At 49.5% G+C, this 15,669-nt stretch carries 13 protein-coding genes; 11 read left to right on the top strand and 2 right to left on the bottom strand.

The features are described from left to right. Positions 1-219: 219 nt before the first annotated feature. On the bottom strand, positions 220-960 hold the full coding sequence (locus G6R28_RS03675) for a sulfite exporter TauE/SafE family protein (protein WP_213792893.1): 741 nt from the start codon (positions 958-960) through the stop codon (positions 220-222). A gap of 428 nt (positions 961-1,388) precedes the next feature. Then, the gene (locus G6R28_RS03670; RefSeq protein WP_213792892.1) at positions 1,389-1,904 is read right to left on the bottom strand and encodes an NUDIX domain-containing protein; all 516 of its coding nucleotides are present in this window, start codon (positions 1,902-1,904) and stop codon (positions 1,389-1,391) included. A gap of 141 nt (positions 1,905-2,045) precedes the next feature. Here G6R28_RS03670 and tgt point away from each other — a divergent pair, with 141 nt between their 5' ends. The 11 genes from tgt (at position 2,046) to uvrB (ending at position 15,620) form a co-directional block, all read left to right on the top strand. After that, positions 2,046-3,263, top strand: a complete 1,218-nt coding sequence (gene tgt, locus G6R28_RS03665) for a tRNA guanosine(34) transglycosylase Tgt (RefSeq protein WP_213792891.1) — start codon at positions 2,046-2,048, stop codon at positions 3,261-3,263. Positions 3,264-3,309: 46 nt separating this feature from the next. Then, entirely contained in the window at positions 3,310-3,642 is a 333-nt protein-coding gene (yajC, locus tag G6R28_RS03660) for a preprotein translocase subunit YajC (protein ID WP_213792890.1), read from the top strand. A gap of 174 nt (positions 3,643-3,816) precedes the next feature. After that, on the top strand, positions 3,817-4,002 hold the full coding sequence (locus G6R28_RS03655; RefSeq protein WP_213792889.1) for a hypothetical protein: 186 nt from the start codon (positions 3,817-3,819) through the stop codon (positions 4,000-4,002). Between the two features lie 178 nt (positions 4,003-4,180). Then, complete coding sequence (locus tag G6R28_RS03650; RefSeq protein WP_213792888.1) at positions 4,181-5,917, top strand: ABC transporter ATP-binding protein; 1,737 nt, start codon at positions 4,181-4,183, stop codon at positions 5,915-5,917. Beyond that, positions 5,910-7,682, top strand: a complete 1,773-nt coding sequence (locus tag G6R28_RS03645; RefSeq protein ID WP_213792887.1) for an ABC transporter ATP-binding protein — start codon at positions 5,910-5,912, stop codon at positions 7,680-7,682. Before G6R28_RS03650 ends, G6R28_RS03645 begins: the two co-directional genes overlap by 8 nt. Positions 7,683-7,764: 82 nt before the next feature. Further along, positions 7,765-9,000 carry a glycosyltransferase family 4 protein gene (locus tag G6R28_RS03640; protein WP_213792886.1) on the top strand — a complete coding sequence of 412 codons (1,236 nt, stop codon included), beginning with the start codon at positions 7,765-7,767 and terminating at the stop codon, positions 8,998-9,000. A 2-nt stretch (positions 9,001-9,002) separates the two neighbouring features. Then, positions 9,003-10,070 (top strand): LTA glycolipid anchor biosynthesis glycosyltransferase, IagA/BgsA family, encoded by a 1,068-nt coding sequence (locus G6R28_RS03635; RefSeq protein WP_213792885.1) that lies wholly within the window; start codon positions 9,003-9,005, stop codon positions 10,068-10,070. Positions 10,071-10,080: 10 nt separating this feature from the next. Next, complete coding sequence (locus G6R28_RS03630; RefSeq protein WP_213792884.1) at positions 10,081-11,109, top strand: lysylphosphatidylglycerol synthase transmembrane domain-containing protein; 1,029 nt, start codon at positions 10,081-10,083, stop codon at positions 11,107-11,109. 1 nt (position 11,110) lies between these two features. Beyond that, the gene (locus tag G6R28_RS03625) at positions 11,111-11,365 is read left to right on the top strand and encodes a DUF1797 family protein (protein WP_213792883.1); all 255 of its coding nucleotides are present in this window, start codon (positions 11,111-11,113) and stop codon (positions 11,363-11,365) included. A gap of 24 nt (positions 11,366-11,389) precedes the next feature. Next, entirely contained in the window at positions 11,390-13,504 is a 2,115-nt protein-coding gene (locus G6R28_RS03620) for an LTA synthase family protein (RefSeq protein ID WP_238479332.1), read from the top strand. Between the two features lie 103 nt (positions 13,505-13,607). Then, the gene (uvrB, locus tag G6R28_RS03615; protein WP_213792882.1) at positions 13,608-15,620 is read left to right on the top strand and encodes an excinuclease ABC subunit UvrB; all 2,013 of its coding nucleotides are present in this window, start codon (positions 13,608-13,610) and stop codon (positions 15,618-15,620) included. Positions 15,621-15,669: the final 49 nt, after the last annotated feature.

Genomic DNA, 15,669 nt, shown 5'->3' with positions numbered 1-15,669 from the left:
CCGCATCAGATCCGGACGTGCTATCTAAAGTAATAAAAGCCGTAGTAACGGTTCATCATGTTTAAGTTGATTGATTTCATGTTCGGGATTCCTTTCCTGAAGTTGTTTTTATTAAAACATGAAAATGAAGAAATGACAAGTTATTTTTAATCAAATACTCATAAAATATCTTATAAGTTTAAATAAAAGCTGCTAACAAGAAAGTTAGCAGCTTTTTTATTAAAAAATCAAATTTAATCCGAAGTAGATAATCACGAAACCAAGCAAGGGCGAGAGGACCTTGTTCAACTTCTTTTGATCAAACAAGCGGAGGACGAGCGGCGTTAAAATTGAGCCAATCACCCCACCTAACATAAGGAAGAGGCCGGCCGTCCAAGAGATGGGAGATCCGGCAACTAAGTGGCTGATCAAGCCAACCACGGCCAGCACCCAGAGAATGTAGGTCGTTGTACCGGCGGCTTTAACGGCTGGTAGGCCGATGATGGAAAGACCAGCAACCGTTGCCGATCCGCCGGAAAGGCCACCAAAGCCGACCATTAAGCCAGAAATTAGGCCAAAGAGCAGGGCGACTTTGGACTCAGAATTCGTCTTTTTATCCTTTTTCTTAGCAAAGACGTTCTTATACAAAACGATGCAACCCATTATGGTTAAGATGACACCAACGGCATGTTGATAGAGCGCAGCCGGGATGAAACGGGCAAGGTAGGTCCCGATTAAAATGCCGGGGACGGCGGCTAAAATTAAGCGATTACCGACCCGGATTTCGACGTTTTGTAATTTTAACTGGGTTAAGAAACCCGAAAACAGGGCGAAAACGGCGATAAAAAGTGAGGTGGGGACGGCCATCTCGGTTGACATGGCAAGAGAAGAAGTCAAAACGCCGAGGTAAAAGGTGGCCCCACCACCCCCGATTAAGGTAACAAAACAGCCGATTAAAAAGCCGTATAAGACAATGATCATATCAGTACTCGATTCCTAAAAAAGTTGATGATTCCTTTGATAGTGTACCAGTACTTTGTTTCCAGTCAAAACAAAAACGACCGAAGTCGTTTTTGCTGTCAGCGTGACAGTCTGGAATCAAAGCATTGGTTTATTGACTACAGGTAAAATTTTTTAGGAATACGGTGGTGGCGGTGATGAATCCGCTACCGGGATTTCGTTTGGAAAGTCTCCAATTGTTTTGATGCATGGTGTAATCAGATGAAAAGAGAATAATCGAGTTACTGGTAGACAGAAATACTAGGAGCTTGTCACGCTTTTGACACCGTCAGTTTAACATCTTTTTAAAAAATAGCAAGTATTTTAAAAATGTTATACAAATAATTCAGATTAGTCTCTTTTTACCCTCTAAAAAAGTCCAAAAAAAACAGCCGTTCGGCTGCCTTTCCTTAATCTTCTTTTTTGCCCGGTTCGCGCAACCAGGGTTGTTCGTTTTCTTCATTAACGGTCAAGATGCGCTCCAGGGTGTTTTGGGCCGCGGGCACAAACATGGTTGGTCGTGGGTTAACGGGAACGAAGGAAACGGCCAGGGTTTCATCGCCGTCGGCCTTGAGCTTTTCGGCTGTCTGGCCCTCGACGAGCTTGACTTCAAAGCCCATTGAAATCGTTTCTTGCGCATCGCCCCAGGAATTCTTGGGGTTGATGTGGGTGGCCATGCCAAGCATGCGCACAACTTCGACGTCGAGGTTGGTTTCTTCCTTGAATTCACGAACGACGGCCTGCATTGGGGATTCCCCGTATTCTAAAAAGCCACCGGGAAAGCCGTAGCCGATTTTGCTATCGCCACGCTTTTCGAGCAAGATGGCGTCGTGGGCCTCGTTCCAGAGAACACCGAAGGCCGAGTTGAAGATCATGCCTTCGTGGCCGACTTTGGCACGCATGCGCGCAATGTAATTTTCTTCCATGTTTGACATCCTTTCGATTGAAAACATTTTCAAGCTGCGGCTATCATAACGCGGATTTTACGAAGAAACAACTGCTTTGTAGGCGGGCAAAAGTCGGTCCGTGCTACAATATAGAAAGAAAACAAATCAAGTAGGTGCAGTATGAAAGAGCAAAAGCCAGCCGTCTGGTACGAACATCTCCACACAGAAAAACACACCGGGGCCCGTCGTGGGCGCTTGCACACGCCGCACGGAGTCTATGAAACCCCCATGTTCATGCCGGTTGGCACACAGGGGGCCGTTAAGGGCGTGAACACCCGCACCCTAAAGGAAATCGGTTCCCAGTTTATCCTGGCCAACACTTACCACCTCTGGGTCCGGCCTGGCGATGAATTGATTGCCGAAGCCGGGGGCCTGCACAAGTACATGGGTTGGGACCAGGCCATCCTGACGGATTCCGGTGGCTTCCAGGTCTTCTCTTTGTCCGATGCGCGAAAGCTCAAAGAAGAGGGTGTGACTTTTCAAAACCACGTAAACGGCGACAAGATGTTCTTGTCACCGGAAGTGGCCATGCGGATCCAAAATAACCTGGGCTCTGACGTCATGATGCAGTTGGACGAAGCGATTCCTTACTTTGAAACCTATGACTACATCAAAAATTCCATGCAACGGTCCCTGCGTTGGGCCGACCGAGCCCAGCAGTACCACAAGAAAACGGACAGTCAGGCACTCTTTGGGATTGTTCAAGGAGCCGGCTTCCGCGATTTGCGCACGGAATCGGCCCGGGAATTGGTCAAGATGGACCTGCCAGGCTATGCCGTTGGTGGCCTTTCGGTCGGGGAATCCAAAAAGGAAATGAACCGGGTCTTGGATTTTACCATGCCCCTTTTGCCTGAAGACAAGCCCCGTTACTTGATGGGTGTTGCCGCACCGGATTCACTGATTGACGGCGTGATTCGTGGGATTGACATGTTCGACTGTGTCTTGCCAACCCGAATCGGTCGCAAGGGGACGTTGATGACCTCAAAGGGCCGGGTGGTGATTAAAAACTCCCGCTATAAGAAGGACTTTTCACCGATCGATCCGGATCTGACCTATTATTCGGACAACCCGATTCGCAAGAACCAGTTTGGCAACCTGGCCCAGTACGATTTGCCAAACTACAGCCCTTACCAGAACCTTTCCCGTTCCTACTTGCACCACCTCTTTAACGCCAACGAGCGTTTGGGGGCGCAAATCGCTTCCGAACATAACCTGCGCTATCTCTTGCACTTGATGGAGGAAATGCGTCAGGCAATTGAAGAGGACCGCCTCTTGGAATTCCGCGAGAAGGTCTTAGAAGACTACGGCTATAACAAAAAGAACGCCCGCCTTTTCTAAAATCTGGTACAATGTATACAATTAATTAAAAGAAGGAAGTAATCGCATGCAAAGTTTTATTCTCCCCCTTGTCCTTGTTATCGTGATGGTTTGGTGGATGTCACGTACACAAAAGAAGCAACAGGCACGCCAAGCTGAAATGAAGAACCAAATGGTAAAGGGCTCTGACGTCATTACCATTGGTGGCTTGCACGGTAAGGTTGACCGCGTCAACGAAGCCGAAAAGACGGTTGACTTGGATTGCGAAGGCGTTATCTTGACTTTCGAGTTGACGGCCATCCGCTCCGTTAAGAATGCTGAAGCAGCAAAGGCTGATGAAGCAACGAAGCCAGCAGACGAAAAGCCTGCTGAAGAAGCTGAAGAAAAGAAGGAAGACTAAGGTCTTTTGGATTGATGAAAAAGTCCTGCCGGTTGGCGGGGCTTTTTTGTTTTTAGGCATTTTGACGGATTTTGTCTAAGATTGTCTGAAAGGGACAAGGCCGGTCTTTTAGGTGCTATAATGCAGACAGAAAGAAGGCTTTTTGCCAGTCAATCCATCAAAAAGGGGGAGACGATGTTGTCGATTTACTTTCGGGCGCTGACCGCGCTCTTCTTAATCTTAGGTGTTTGTTTTGTGCTGATTTTCTATCCGGAAAGTATGGGGCGGCTCTCCGGCTTAGCGACCATTTGCTTACTGAGCACGGCTGCTTTGCTCTTACTCTGTTCGCTCTTTAGCCGAAGCCGTCAAGAAAAGGAATAAAAGTGGAGCGAATGTTTACATTTGACCATGGACTTTCCTCAATCTTTCCGTAAAATGGTGGTAAATGAAGCGAAAGAAAATGGCGGTGGGCCCTGGCCCCAAAATGACGGTTTAACCGTCTCAAGGACTCTTCCAAAAGAAGAGTCCTTTTTCAAACAATGCCGGATAGGAGTTTTCCATGGGATTATTAATAACGTATGCCAAGCCGTACTGGAAGAAAATAACCGTGGCCGTTGTAGCTGTTACGCTGATGGCCTTTTCGACTTTGGCACAGCCACAGTTTCTAGAAAAAATGATGTCGGCCATCATTCAAAACCAGTCGGATGTGATTTTGAAAAACGGGGCCTTTTTGTTGGGCCTGGCCTTGCTTGGTATCTTAGCCGGGATCACCGGCACGTACTTTGCCTCCCAGGTTTCCCAGGGAGTGGCCGCTGACATCCGCTTGGCCGAATACGAAAAGATTCAGTCCTTTTCACTCGAACAGGTCCAGTCCTATAGTTCAGCTAACCTGGTGGTTCGGTTGACCAACGACATTAACCAGGTTCAGCAGCTGGTCATGCAGAGTCTTCAGATGGTTTTGCGGGTGCCCATCCTCTTTATTGGCGCCATCGTTTTGGCCATTTGGACCCTCCCTTCTCTTTGGTGGGTGGTGCTGTTGATGATTGTCCTGATTGTTCTGTCATCCAAGCGCATCTTTGCCATGATGGGCCGTTACTTCGGTAAAATTCAGCACTTGATTGACCAAAACAACACCTTAGCACAGGAAAACCTGGCTGGCGTGCGCGTGGTGAAGTCCTTTAACCAGCAGGGGCAAGAGGAGCAAAACTTTGCCGAAAACACGGCCCAGTTGACGGCGGTCAACACGAAAATCGGCTATCTTTTCAACCTGATGTTCCCAATTTTCATGTTGATTTCCTACGCGGCCATTGCCTCCGCCCTGCTCTTTATTTCGACTTCGATTAAAGAAGCGCCAGATCAACTGGCTAAAATCACCCCCTTTATTACCTATTTGAACCAAATTTTGATGGCCCTTTTGATGTTGGGGATGATTTCGACCTTTGCCTCCCGTGGCTTCGTCTCATTGAAACGAATCGCGGCCGTGATGGGCGAGGAAACGGCTCAAGCTAACGAAGAAGGGCAAGTAGCGATTGAAAAAGACGCCTTCTTGACCAAGGAACTGGTTGTGGATGGTTTGACTTTTACTTACCCGAAGGCGGAAGAAGCAGTTTTGAAGGACCTGTCCTTTACACTGGCGGCGGGACAGACCTTGGGCATCGTCGGTTCGACGGGATCTGGCAAGTCAACTTTGGCCCTCTTGTTGGCCCGGCTCTACCAGGCCGAAAAGGGCCAGGTCTTAGTTGATGGTCAGGCCATCGAAGACATTGCTGAAAGCGACTGGCATCAGGCGGTCGGTATCGTGATGCAAAAACCAGTCCTCTTTTCTGGAACGATTGAGAAGAACTTGAGGATGGGTAATCCAGAGGCTAGTCAAGCAGATTTGGAGGCGGCTGTTTCGGCTGCCCAGGCCGCCGACTTTGTCTTTACCTACCCAGATGGCTTGGAACACGAAATTTCAGAGCGTTCGGCCAACCTTTCCGGTGGGCAAAAGCAGCGCCTATCCCTGGCCCGAGCCCTTGTCAAAAAGCCCCGGCTTTTGATTTTAGATGATGCGACGTCGGCCCTGGACGCCCGTTCTGAAAAGCGGGTTCAAGAAGTCTTGGAGAAGGACTTTGGTCAAACGACAAAGGTCATCATTGCCGAAAAAATTGCCTCCATTATCCATGCCGACCGGATTCTCGTTCTTGATGAGGGTCGGATTGTTGGTTCGGGAAGCCACCAGGAACTCCTAGAAGAGAGTTCCTTCTACCAAGAAATTTACCAAAGTCAGAAGGGAAAGGAGGGCGACCATGAATAAGCTAAAACAAGCCGTTGACTACTTTGTGCGCTACCTGAAGCCCTACTGGAAGGGGCTGCTCTTTGCGGCCGTCTTCACTCTGGCCGGCACTTACGCCCAGATTAAGGCCCCGCTCTACTTAGGGGATGCCGTCTCGGGTCTGACCAAGTACTTGACGGCCTCCTTTACGCCAGGGGCCCACGCCTCTCTGCAGGACTTTTACAAGGCCTTGGTGGGGATGGTGATCTTTTACTTGCTGTCCGAAATTGGCCTGGTGCTATCCGGCCTTGTAATCTCACGGATCTCCTCGGATTCTGTTGGCGAAATGCGCCTCGGCCTCTTTGCCAACCTGCAAAGAAAGACCATTCGCTACTTTGACTCCCATCAGGACGGCAAGATTTTGTCTTTGTTCACCTCGGATTTGGATAACGTCTTCAACGCCATGAACTCGGCCGTCTTTCAGATTTTCTCCCAGGGCGTGCTCTTTTTAGGCATCATCTGGATGATGTTAGAAAAGTCACTGACCATGGCCCTGGTGACCATGGCTCTTTCACCATTCGCCGTTATCGTGGCCCTTTCTATCGTTAACAAGGCCCGTAAGCAAATTGAAAGGCAGCAGCAGGCAACCGGTGATCTAAACGGCTACATTAACGAGCAACTCTCCGGTCAAGCCGTACTCTTGGCCGAAGGTCGGCAGCAGGCTTCCGTGGAAGCCTTTGGACCATTCAACGAAGAAGTACGCAAGGCCAGCCAGAAGGGCCAGTTCTTTTCCGGCCTCTTATCACCTTTGATGCAGGGCTTCTCCTTGTTGAACCTGGCCATCGTGATTTTCTTTGGTTCCTGGCTGGTTCTACACAACGGGATGGACAAGGCGGCTGGCCTTTCTTTGATCGTGGTCTTTGTGACCTATTCGCAGCAATACTTCCAGCCAATTTCACAGTTGACAGCCATTTATAATCCATTACAGTTGGCCATTACCGGTGCCAACCGGATTCGGGATGTGGAAGAGAAGCCAAACGAAGTTAATGGCGGAAAAAAGCAGGCCGGTCCCTTGAAAGAGGGCGTGGTTTTGTCCCACGTCGACTTTGCCTACCAGCCAGCTCGTCCAATCTTAAAGGATGTCTCCATTGACGTGAAAAAGGAGCAGATGGTGGCCCTAGTTGGGCCAACGGGTTCTGGTAAGACGACGGTGATGAATTTGCTGAACCGTTTCTATGATTTGAACGGTGGGAAGATCACCTATGATGGCACACCCTTGCAGGACTTTGACCTGACCTCCTTGCGTAACCGGGTTGGCATTGTGCTGCAGGAATCCGTGGTTTTTTCCAAGTCAATTCGGGAAAACATTGCCTTTGGAAAGCCCGAAGCAAGTTTGGAAGAGGTGAAAGAGGCGGCCAAGCAGGCCAACATTCACGACTTTATCATGAGCCTGCCGGATGGCTATGATACGAAGGTGACGGGGGCGGACAACCTCTTTTCAACCGGTCAAAAACAGTTGCTGTCGATTGCTCGGACGATTTTGACTAATCCCGACCTGCTCATCTTGGATGAGGCGACGGCCAACGTTGATACGGTGACCGAAGAAAGGATTCAGGCGGCCATGGAAAACGTCATGCGGGACCGGACCTCATTTGTGATTGCCCACCGGCTGAAGACAATTTTGTCAGCTGACCAGATTGTTGTTTTGAAGGATGGTCAGGTGATTGAGAAGGGCTCACACGCCCAACTAATCGCTGAAAAAGGCTTCTATTCCGAGCTTTATTACAACCAAATGGTCTTTGATTAACCCGGTCCTTTTTGGCTGAAAGGGGCAAAAATGGTATAATGTTATCATTATGCTTAGTGCGATTTAGCAATGGGGGCAAACCATGAAAATTGGCTTATTCACGGATACCTACTTTCCACAGGTTTCTGGAGTAGCAACGTCCATTCAAACCTTGAAAGACGCCCTGGAAGAACAGGGCCACGAGGTCTACATTTTTACAACGACGGATCCAAAAGTCGACAAGCACACGAAAGAGGAACGGATATACCGTTTCTCTTCTTTACCTTACTTTGGCTTTAAGGACCGGCGTCTGACTTTTCGTGGCTTGATTCAAGCCGTCGAGATTGCTCGGGAACTGGACTTGGACATCGTCCACACCCAAACCGAATTCTCGCTTGGCTTGATTGGGAAGTATGTGGCCCGGCGTCTGAAGATTCCAGCCATTCACACTTACCACACTATGTACGAGGATTACACCCACTACGTGGCCCGGGGCATGCTTTTGAAGCCTTCCGCCGTTTCCCACTTGGTCAAGGCTTACCTCAAGTCGATGAACGGCTGCATTGCACCTTCCGAACGGGTGAAGGAGAGCCTGCTTTCTTATGGTGTTGACGACATTCCCATTCCGGTGATTCCAACCGGTGTGGCCGTCAAGGAACTGGGCGCTGGCAAGGAAGACTTGCACGCCAAACTAGGGATTGAACCGGGCACACCGGTTGCCCTTTCACTTGGCCGTTTGGCCTTTGAAAAGAACATCGCGATGACGATTTCGGCCTTTTCCGAAATCTTGGAAACGATTCCAAATGCCCGGCTCATCATTGCCGGGGATGGACCAGCCAAAAAGTCCCTGCAGGAACAAGTCGAAGATTTGGAGTTGCAGGATTCGATTACCTTCGTTGGCATGGTTGACCACGATCAGGTGGCGGATTACTACCGCCTGGCCACCGTCTTTGTTTCTTCATCGGATTCCGAAACGCAGGGGCTGACTTTTATTGAAGCTTTGGCATCAAACCGGCCCTTTGTGGCCATCCACTCGCCCTACTTGGATCAATTAGTAACGGATCCGGCAATTGGCGAACTGGTTGATGACTACGATGCCTTTCGGGACGCCTTGGCGGCCTATTTGATTCGTCCGCTGACAGAAAAGGACGAAAAGGTCCGCAAGGCAGCCGTGAAAAACGTCGATGCCACGACCTTTGCCAAGCGGGTCATGGCCTTCTACGAAGAAGTGATTGGCGATTATCAGCAAAACGAAGAAGAGGATGACTCCGATCAGTTGAACGACGAGGAAATCGGCTACATCAAACGACTCTTACGAAACCCATTTAGGAGAAATTGACTTTGAAAGTCCTTTTATACTTTGAAAATCAAAAATGGATTGCCCAGTCGGGAATCGGCCGTGCTTTGCGCCTGCAACAGGCCGCACTGGGACCGGTGGCTGACGTCACCGTGACGACCGACCCCAAGTGCCGCGATTACGATGTCTTGCATATCAACACCTACGGGGTGAACTCGATGCACATGGTCAAAAAGGCGCAGAAGATGGGCAAGAAAGTCGTCTATCACGCCCACTCCACTTATGAAGATTTCAGAAATTCCTTCTTTGGTTCCAACCTTTTGGCACCGCTCTACAAGAAGTATTTGGTGGCACTCTACAGTCAAGCCGATGCCCTGATTACACCAACCCCTTATTCCAAGTCACTCTTGGAAAATTACGGCTTAACACAGCCGATTTACCCGGTTTCAAACGGGATTGATATTAGCAAGTACGAACCCGACGAGAAGCGGATTCAAGCATACAAGGAATACTTTGATATTAAGGAAAACCAGCAGGTTGTCATGGCCGTTGGCCTCTTCTTTGAGCGCAAGGGTCTCTTTGACTTTATCGAGCTGGCCAAGCGCCACCCAGAAATCACCTTTATTTGGTTTGGCCACACGAATCTGGCCATTGTGCCCGCCAAGGTTCGGGAAGCCATCGAACACCATCCAGAAAACTTGATTTTCCCTGGTTACATTACCGGTGACATTATTAAAGGTGCCTATGCGGGCGCCGACCTCTTCTTGTATCCTTCTTTTGAAGAAACGGAAGGGATTGTTGTCTTGGAGGCGCTAGCTTCCAAGCAAAATCTGCTGGTTCGCGATATTCCGGTTTACGATGGCTGGTTGGTTGATCAAGAAAACTGCTACAAGGCAGAAGATCTCGAAGACTTTGACCAGCAAATGATGGCCATTTTGGCTGGTAATCGGCCCGATTTGACGGAAGCCGGTTATGAGGTTGCCAAGGGCCGTGACCTTCACCAAGTAGGGGAGGTGCTGAGCCAGGTCTATCGGGCAACCTTGGACGAAAAGGCCCTGCCTTTTAACGAGAATGGCACGGTGGCCCTGCGCCTGACCGACCAAAACGCTTAAGGAGCAGTTTATGTCACGTCGAAATCAGTTATCGGCTCTGGTTGTGCTCTTCACAACCGGCCTGGTGATTTACTACTTGGTTAACGAACTTTCTGGTCGCGGGAAGCAGTTGGAAGCCGCTTTAAAAGTCCTTGACTGGCGTTTCTTGTTGGTTGGTTTTTTCATGATGATTACTTCTCTAATTTTAGAAGCCTTTGCTACGCATGCTTTGTTGAGCAAAAAAGATCGTGAAGAAACTTCCTGGGGGACCCTGATTCGAGTGCCTCTGATGAACCAGTTGGGGGTTGGTATCACGCCCTTTGCAACCGGCGGTCAACCGGCCCAGCTCTATGGGCTAACTCGGGGAAAGATGCCGGCTTCTAGGGCCCTTTCCGTCATTTTGATGAAGTTTTTGGTTTATCAAATCGTGGTCGTGCTGTTCTTTGTGGTCGGCTACTTTGCTGCCGAGAACTTTATTTACCAAAACGTGAACCCGGCCTTTGCCACTTTCATTCCCTTTGCCATTGCCATTCACGCCTTTGTCATCATCGGTATTTTATTGGTGATGTTTTGGCCAGCTTTGTCCTTGAAAGTCGTGGACCTTGGTGCTAAATTAGTCTCAGGACTTTACAAAGGGGAAAGCCTTTCACAAGTTAAAGAAGGGGCCAAGCAGAAGATTTTGAGCTTCCACGAGGAGTCTAAGCGGGTTATCCGTTCTGGTCGGGCGCTGCTCGTTGCAACCATCTATACCGGATTACAGCTCGTTGCTCTCTACGTCGTGCCCTACTTTGTGATTCGGGCCTTCGGTTACGCCTCGGTCAATCCCTGGTTGATTATCGCCATGAACATCATGATTGTCATGGTGATTTCGCTCTTCCCAATTCCGGGTGGGGTCGGCGGTGCCGAACTGTCCTTCCAGTTGCTCTTTACCCCCTTTGTTAAGAATCCGGCGACGCTGGTCTTAGTCATTTTGATTTGGCGTTTGATAACTTACTACTTCGGTCTCTTTGCCGGCATTTTGGCCTACGTCATCCCGGTAAGGAAAGCAAAAGAAGGGTGATATGTCAGAAGAGAAGAGTCAACTACAAGGTATCTTAAAGCGGTTGTTTGCCATGGAAAAGGCAAAGGACGGTCGTTTCCAAAAACGGCGCTTTGATCTATACGGCCTGGAATTGCTCCAGGTAACCTACGATCAGGAAAACCAGGATTGGGACATTTTGGACCACCGCTTAAAAAAGCACTACCACTTCGATAACGTCGATTTGGTGGCCATTGAAATTTACGATTTACTTCGTGACGTACAGCTGACCTTTTAGGTCAGTTTTTGTGAGGATTGAAAGATGTTACAACGATTCATGGATGCGGTGAAGAAGGGCTTGACTTGGTCGAGCATTAAAAAGTCTGGTTCCTGTTGGACCAGCCTAACGGGCTTTTTCATCTTAAACTTGATTCTCGTTTGGTTGAAAACCTACCTGAATTACTTCTTTAACTTCGCGCTTGGGGCTTCTGGTCCAGTCCAGCTGTTCTTGCTGGCCTTAAACCCCATCCCAACGGCCATTATCTTACTGGGGATTGCCCTCTACTTCCGTGGCCGCTTAGCCTACTTCCTCGTTTGGCTCTTTAACTTGATTCAAACGATTTGGCTCTTTTCAAACATGCTTTATTACCGTGAATTCTCGGACTTTCTTTCCTTTGGAATTCTTGGTTCCGGTTCGTCAACGGGGAATAACTTGGGCAAGTCGATTGCCGCCATTATTAGGCCAACGGATTTTTTGGTTTACGTGGACTTGGTGGTTTTGGCCATCTGCCTGCTCTTTAAATTTTGGCCAATCGACAAGAAGGGGCTGGCCAAGCGCTACGCCTTCTTGACGACCTGCCTGGGTGTGGCCTTGATGTTTGTAGACTTTGGCATTGCCTCGGTCGACCGTTCGGGTTTGCTGACGCGTTCCTTTGATAACAACTACATTGTTAAGTATCTGGGTCTAAACGAATACGCGGCCTTTAACGCCTTTCAAACCAAAAAGCAGTCGGATTCCCGTAAGGACGCGACGGCTAAGGATTTGAAGACAGTTCAGAACTTTATTAATCAAAACAATATTCCAGCCAACGCTTCCTACTACGGAACTCTGAAGGGTAAGAACGTGATTGTGATTCACCTGGAGTCCTTCCAGCAGTTCTTGATTGATTACAAGGTCGACGGCCAGGAAGTCACACCAAACCTGAACGCCTTCTACCACGACCAGAACACACTTTCCTTTGACAACTTCTACAACCAGGTTGGCCAGGGAAAGACTTCCGATGCCGAAATGATGCAGGAGAACTCGCTCTACGGTCTGTCAACGGGATCGGCCATGACCAAGTACGGTACGTCAAACACCTTTGAGGCCATGCCGGGCATCCTTGGTCAGCAGGGCTACACGTCAGCTGCCTTCCACGGGGATGTGTCGACTTTCTGGAACCGAAACAACACTTACAAGTCCTTTGGCTACAACTACTTCTTCTCCAAGAATTACTTTCCGAACGCCGACAAGGCCAACTATTCAGTTGGTTACGGTTTGAAGGATAAGATTTTCTTGAAGGACTCGGCTCAGTACCTGGAGCAGTTGCCTCAGCCATTCTATGCAAAGTTGATCACGGTTACCAACCACTACCCATACACCTTGGATAAGGAGAACGCGACTTTCCCAGCCACGCAGACTGGTGATTCGACGGTCGACGGCTACGTTCAAACGGCCCACTATTTGGATGAGGCCTTTGGCGAACTGATGAACTACATGAAGAAGACTGGTTTGTACGATAACTCGACCTTCGTCTTGTACGGTGATCACTACGGTATTTCCGAAAACCACCAGCCGGCAATTGCCAAGTTGCTCGGCAAGGATTCGGTCAACAACTACGATTTGGCCAACTTCCAGAAGGTGCCGTTCATGATTCACAGCAACGGTCTGCAGGGTGGCATTAACCACACCTACGGTGGTGAAATCGACATGATGCCAACCTTGCTGCACCTACTAGGCGTTTCAACGGATGGCATGACCATCTTTGGTCACGACTTGCTTTCCCAGCAAAACCAGCAAACGGTTGTCTTCCGTAATGGCGACTGGGTCACGCCGACCTATACGAAGTATCGCAACGACTATTACGACACACAGACTGGTCAGAAGCTGTCGATGCAGTCTAACCCGGCTTTGAAGGCTACGGCTAAGCGTGTTCAGGCCTATGCCGACAAGTCCCTGTCCTACTCTGACAAAGTCATCACCGGTGACTTGTTGCGCTTCGACAAGACCCGCTTGAACGCTTACACGGTCGACAAGTCTTCTTACGATTACCAGAAGGCCTCGGCTTTGAAGAGCTTAAAGCAGAATCAAAAGTCAAACCCAACGTCACTGTTGGCTAAAAACAACTACCAGAGCACGGTTGGTGACTACCAAACCGACGCACCGGAATTAAAGTAGTTTTAGACAAAACAATTAAAAAGCGAGCAGATGTGTGATATAGAACATCTGTTCGTTTTTTGTTATACTAACACTAAGTGTTTAACGGAATCGGGAGGCAAAAATGGTTGAACCAAAGCGAAATGATGAACAGTTCCAGGTGGTTTCAAAATATGCGCCGACCGGTGATCAGCCAAAGGCCATCGACCACTTGGTCAAGGGCTTGAAGGACGGTGAGAAGGAGCAAATCCTCCTTGGTGCAACGGGGACGGGAAAGACTTTTACCATCTCCAACGTGATTGCTAAAAACAATAAGCCGACCCTGGTCCTGTCCCACAACAAGACTCTGGCCGGTCAACTCTATTCGGAGCTAAAGGAATTCTTCCCAAACAACGCGGTCGAATACTTTGTTTCCTACTATGACTACTACCAGCCCGAGGCCTACGTACCATCGTCTGATACCTTTATTGAAAAGGACTCGGCCATTAACGATGAAATCGATCAGCTCCGTAACTCGGCGACGGCTTCCTTGTTTGAGCGCAACGATACGATTGTGGTTGCTTCGGTTTCCTCAATCTTTGGTTTGGGTGATCCCCACCAGTATAAGAGTCACGTGATCTCCTTGCGGGTAGGCAACGAATACGGACGCAACCAGCTGATGCACGACTTGGTTGACGTGCAGTTTGCTAGAAACGACATCGACTTTCAGCGTGGAACCTTCCGGGTGCGTGGGGATGTCATTGAAATCTTCCCATCGTCACAGGACGAGTTGGCCCTGCGGGTGGAATTCTTTGGCGATGAGATTGACCGAATTCGCCAAATCAACGCCCTGACCGGGCAAGTCGTAGCCGAAAAGGACTACGTCGCCGTCTACCCAGCCAAGCACTTCATGACCGATGACGAGCGGATGAAGGAAGCCCTGGTCGGTATTCGTGAAGAAATGGACGGTCGCTTAAAGGAGCTGGAGGCCGATGGTAAATTGCTGGAAGCCCAACGGCTCCGCCAGCGAACGGAATACGACTTGGCCATGCTCCAGGAAATGGGCTTCACACCGGGAATCGAAAACTATTCCCGCTGGATGGACGGCCGTAAGGAGGGGGAGGCACCCTTTACCTTGCTGGACTTCTTCCCGGATGACTTTTTGATTGTTGTTGACGAAAGTCACGTGACGATGCCCCAGGTTCGCGGGATGTACAATGGCGATCGAGCCCGCAAGCAGACGCTGGTCGATTATGGTTTCCGCCTGCCATCGGCTCTGGACAACCGGCCCTTGCAGCTGCCGGAGTTTGAAGACCGCGTCAACCAGATTATCTACATGTCCGCCACGCCGGGTGACTACGAACTGGAGCGGGTACCAAAGAAGGACCTGGTTGAACAGATCATTCGTCCGACCGGTCTGCTAGACCCTGAAGTTGAGGTTCGTCCGGTCATGGGCCAGATTGATGATTTGGTCGGTGAAATCAACAAGCGAATCGAAAATGATGAGCGAGTCTTTATCACGACCTTAACCAAGCGCATGTCGGAAGACTTAACGGACTATTTGAAGGACGTTGGTATCAAAGTCGCCTACCTGCACTCGGACATCAAGACCCTGGAGCGAACCAAGATTATTCGTGAGCTTCGTTTGGGCAAGTACGACGTGCTGGTCGGGATCAACCTGCTCCGTGAGGGAATTGACGTGCCGGAAACTTCTCTGGTGGCCATTTTGGATGCCGACAAGGAAGGTTTCTTGCGTAACCCCCGTTCCTTGATTCAGACGATTGGGCGTGCCGCCCGTAACGCGAACGGTCACGTGATTTTGTACGCTGATACGGTAACCAAGTCGATGAAGTGGGCCATGGATGAAACGGCCCGACGTCGTGAGATTCAGATGGCCTACAACAAGGAACACGGCATCACGCCAAAGACCATCAAGAAGGATATTCGCGACTTGATTTCGTCAACGAAGACGGTCGAGGCGGACAGCTCGGTGGACATGACCGAGGTCGACTTTGCTGACTTGCCAAAGTCGGATCAGACCGATATTCTAGAGAATCTGGCCGCCCAAATGCGGGCCGCCGCCAAGGACTTGGACTTTGAAACCGCCGCCAAGGTTCGCGATAACATTATGAAATTGAAAAAGCAGGCTGGTCGCTAAGACCGCCCGCTCAAGAATCGAAGGATGGGAACAAAACACCGTTCCCGTC

Source organism: Fructobacillus papyrifericola, from assembly GCF_018437235.1.
Lineage (GTDB): Bacteria > Bacillota > Bacilli > Lactobacillales > Lactobacillaceae > Fructobacillus > Fructobacillus papyrifericola.
Note: the sequence above shows the minus strand (reverse complement) of the source record. Positions and strands in the feature narration are given on the sequence as shown.

Bases quoted from the DNA above. Each gene is read 5' to 3' on its own strand.
- G6R28_RS03675 (WP_213792893.1), bottom strand. From the start codon at position 960: ATGATCATTGTCTTATACGGCTTTTTAATCGGCTGTTTTGTTACCTTA.
- G6R28_RS03670 (WP_213792892.1), bottom strand. From the start codon at position 1,904: ATGGAAGAAAATTACATTGCGCGCATGCGTGCCAAAGTCGGCCACGAA.
- tgt (WP_213792891.1), top strand. From the start codon at position 2,046: ATGAAAGAGCAAAAGCCAGCCGTCTGGTACGAACATCTCCACACAGAA.
- yajC (WP_213792890.1), top strand. From the start codon at position 3,310: ATGCAAAGTTTTATTCTCCCCCTTGTCCTTGTTATCGTGATGGTTTGG.
- G6R28_RS03655 (WP_213792889.1), top strand. From the start codon at position 3,817: ATGTTGTCGATTTACTTTCGGGCGCTGACCGCGCTCTTCTTAATCTTA.
- G6R28_RS03650 (WP_213792888.1), top strand. From the start codon at position 4,181: ATGGGATTATTAATAACGTATGCCAAGCCGTACTGGAAGAAAATAACC.
- G6R28_RS03645 (WP_213792887.1), top strand. From the start codon at position 5,910: ATGAATAAGCTAAAACAAGCCGTTGACTACTTTGTGCGCTACCTGAAG.
- G6R28_RS03640 (WP_213792886.1), top strand. From the start codon at position 7,765: ATGAAAATTGGCTTATTCACGGATACCTACTTTCCACAGGTTTCTGGA.
- G6R28_RS03630 (WP_213792884.1), top strand. From the start codon at position 10,081: ATGTCACGTCGAAATCAGTTATCGGCTCTGGTTGTGCTCTTCACAACC.
- G6R28_RS03625 (WP_213792883.1), top strand. From the start codon at position 11,111: ATGTCAGAAGAGAAGAGTCAACTACAAGGTATCTTAAAGCGGTTGTTT.
- G6R28_RS03620 (WP_238479332.1), top strand. From the start codon at position 11,390: ATGTTACAACGATTCATGGATGCGGTGAAGAAGGGCTTGACTTGGTCG.
- uvrB (WP_213792882.1), top strand. From the start codon at position 13,608: ATGGTTGAACCAAAGCGAAATGATGAACAGTTCCAGGTGGTTTCAAAA.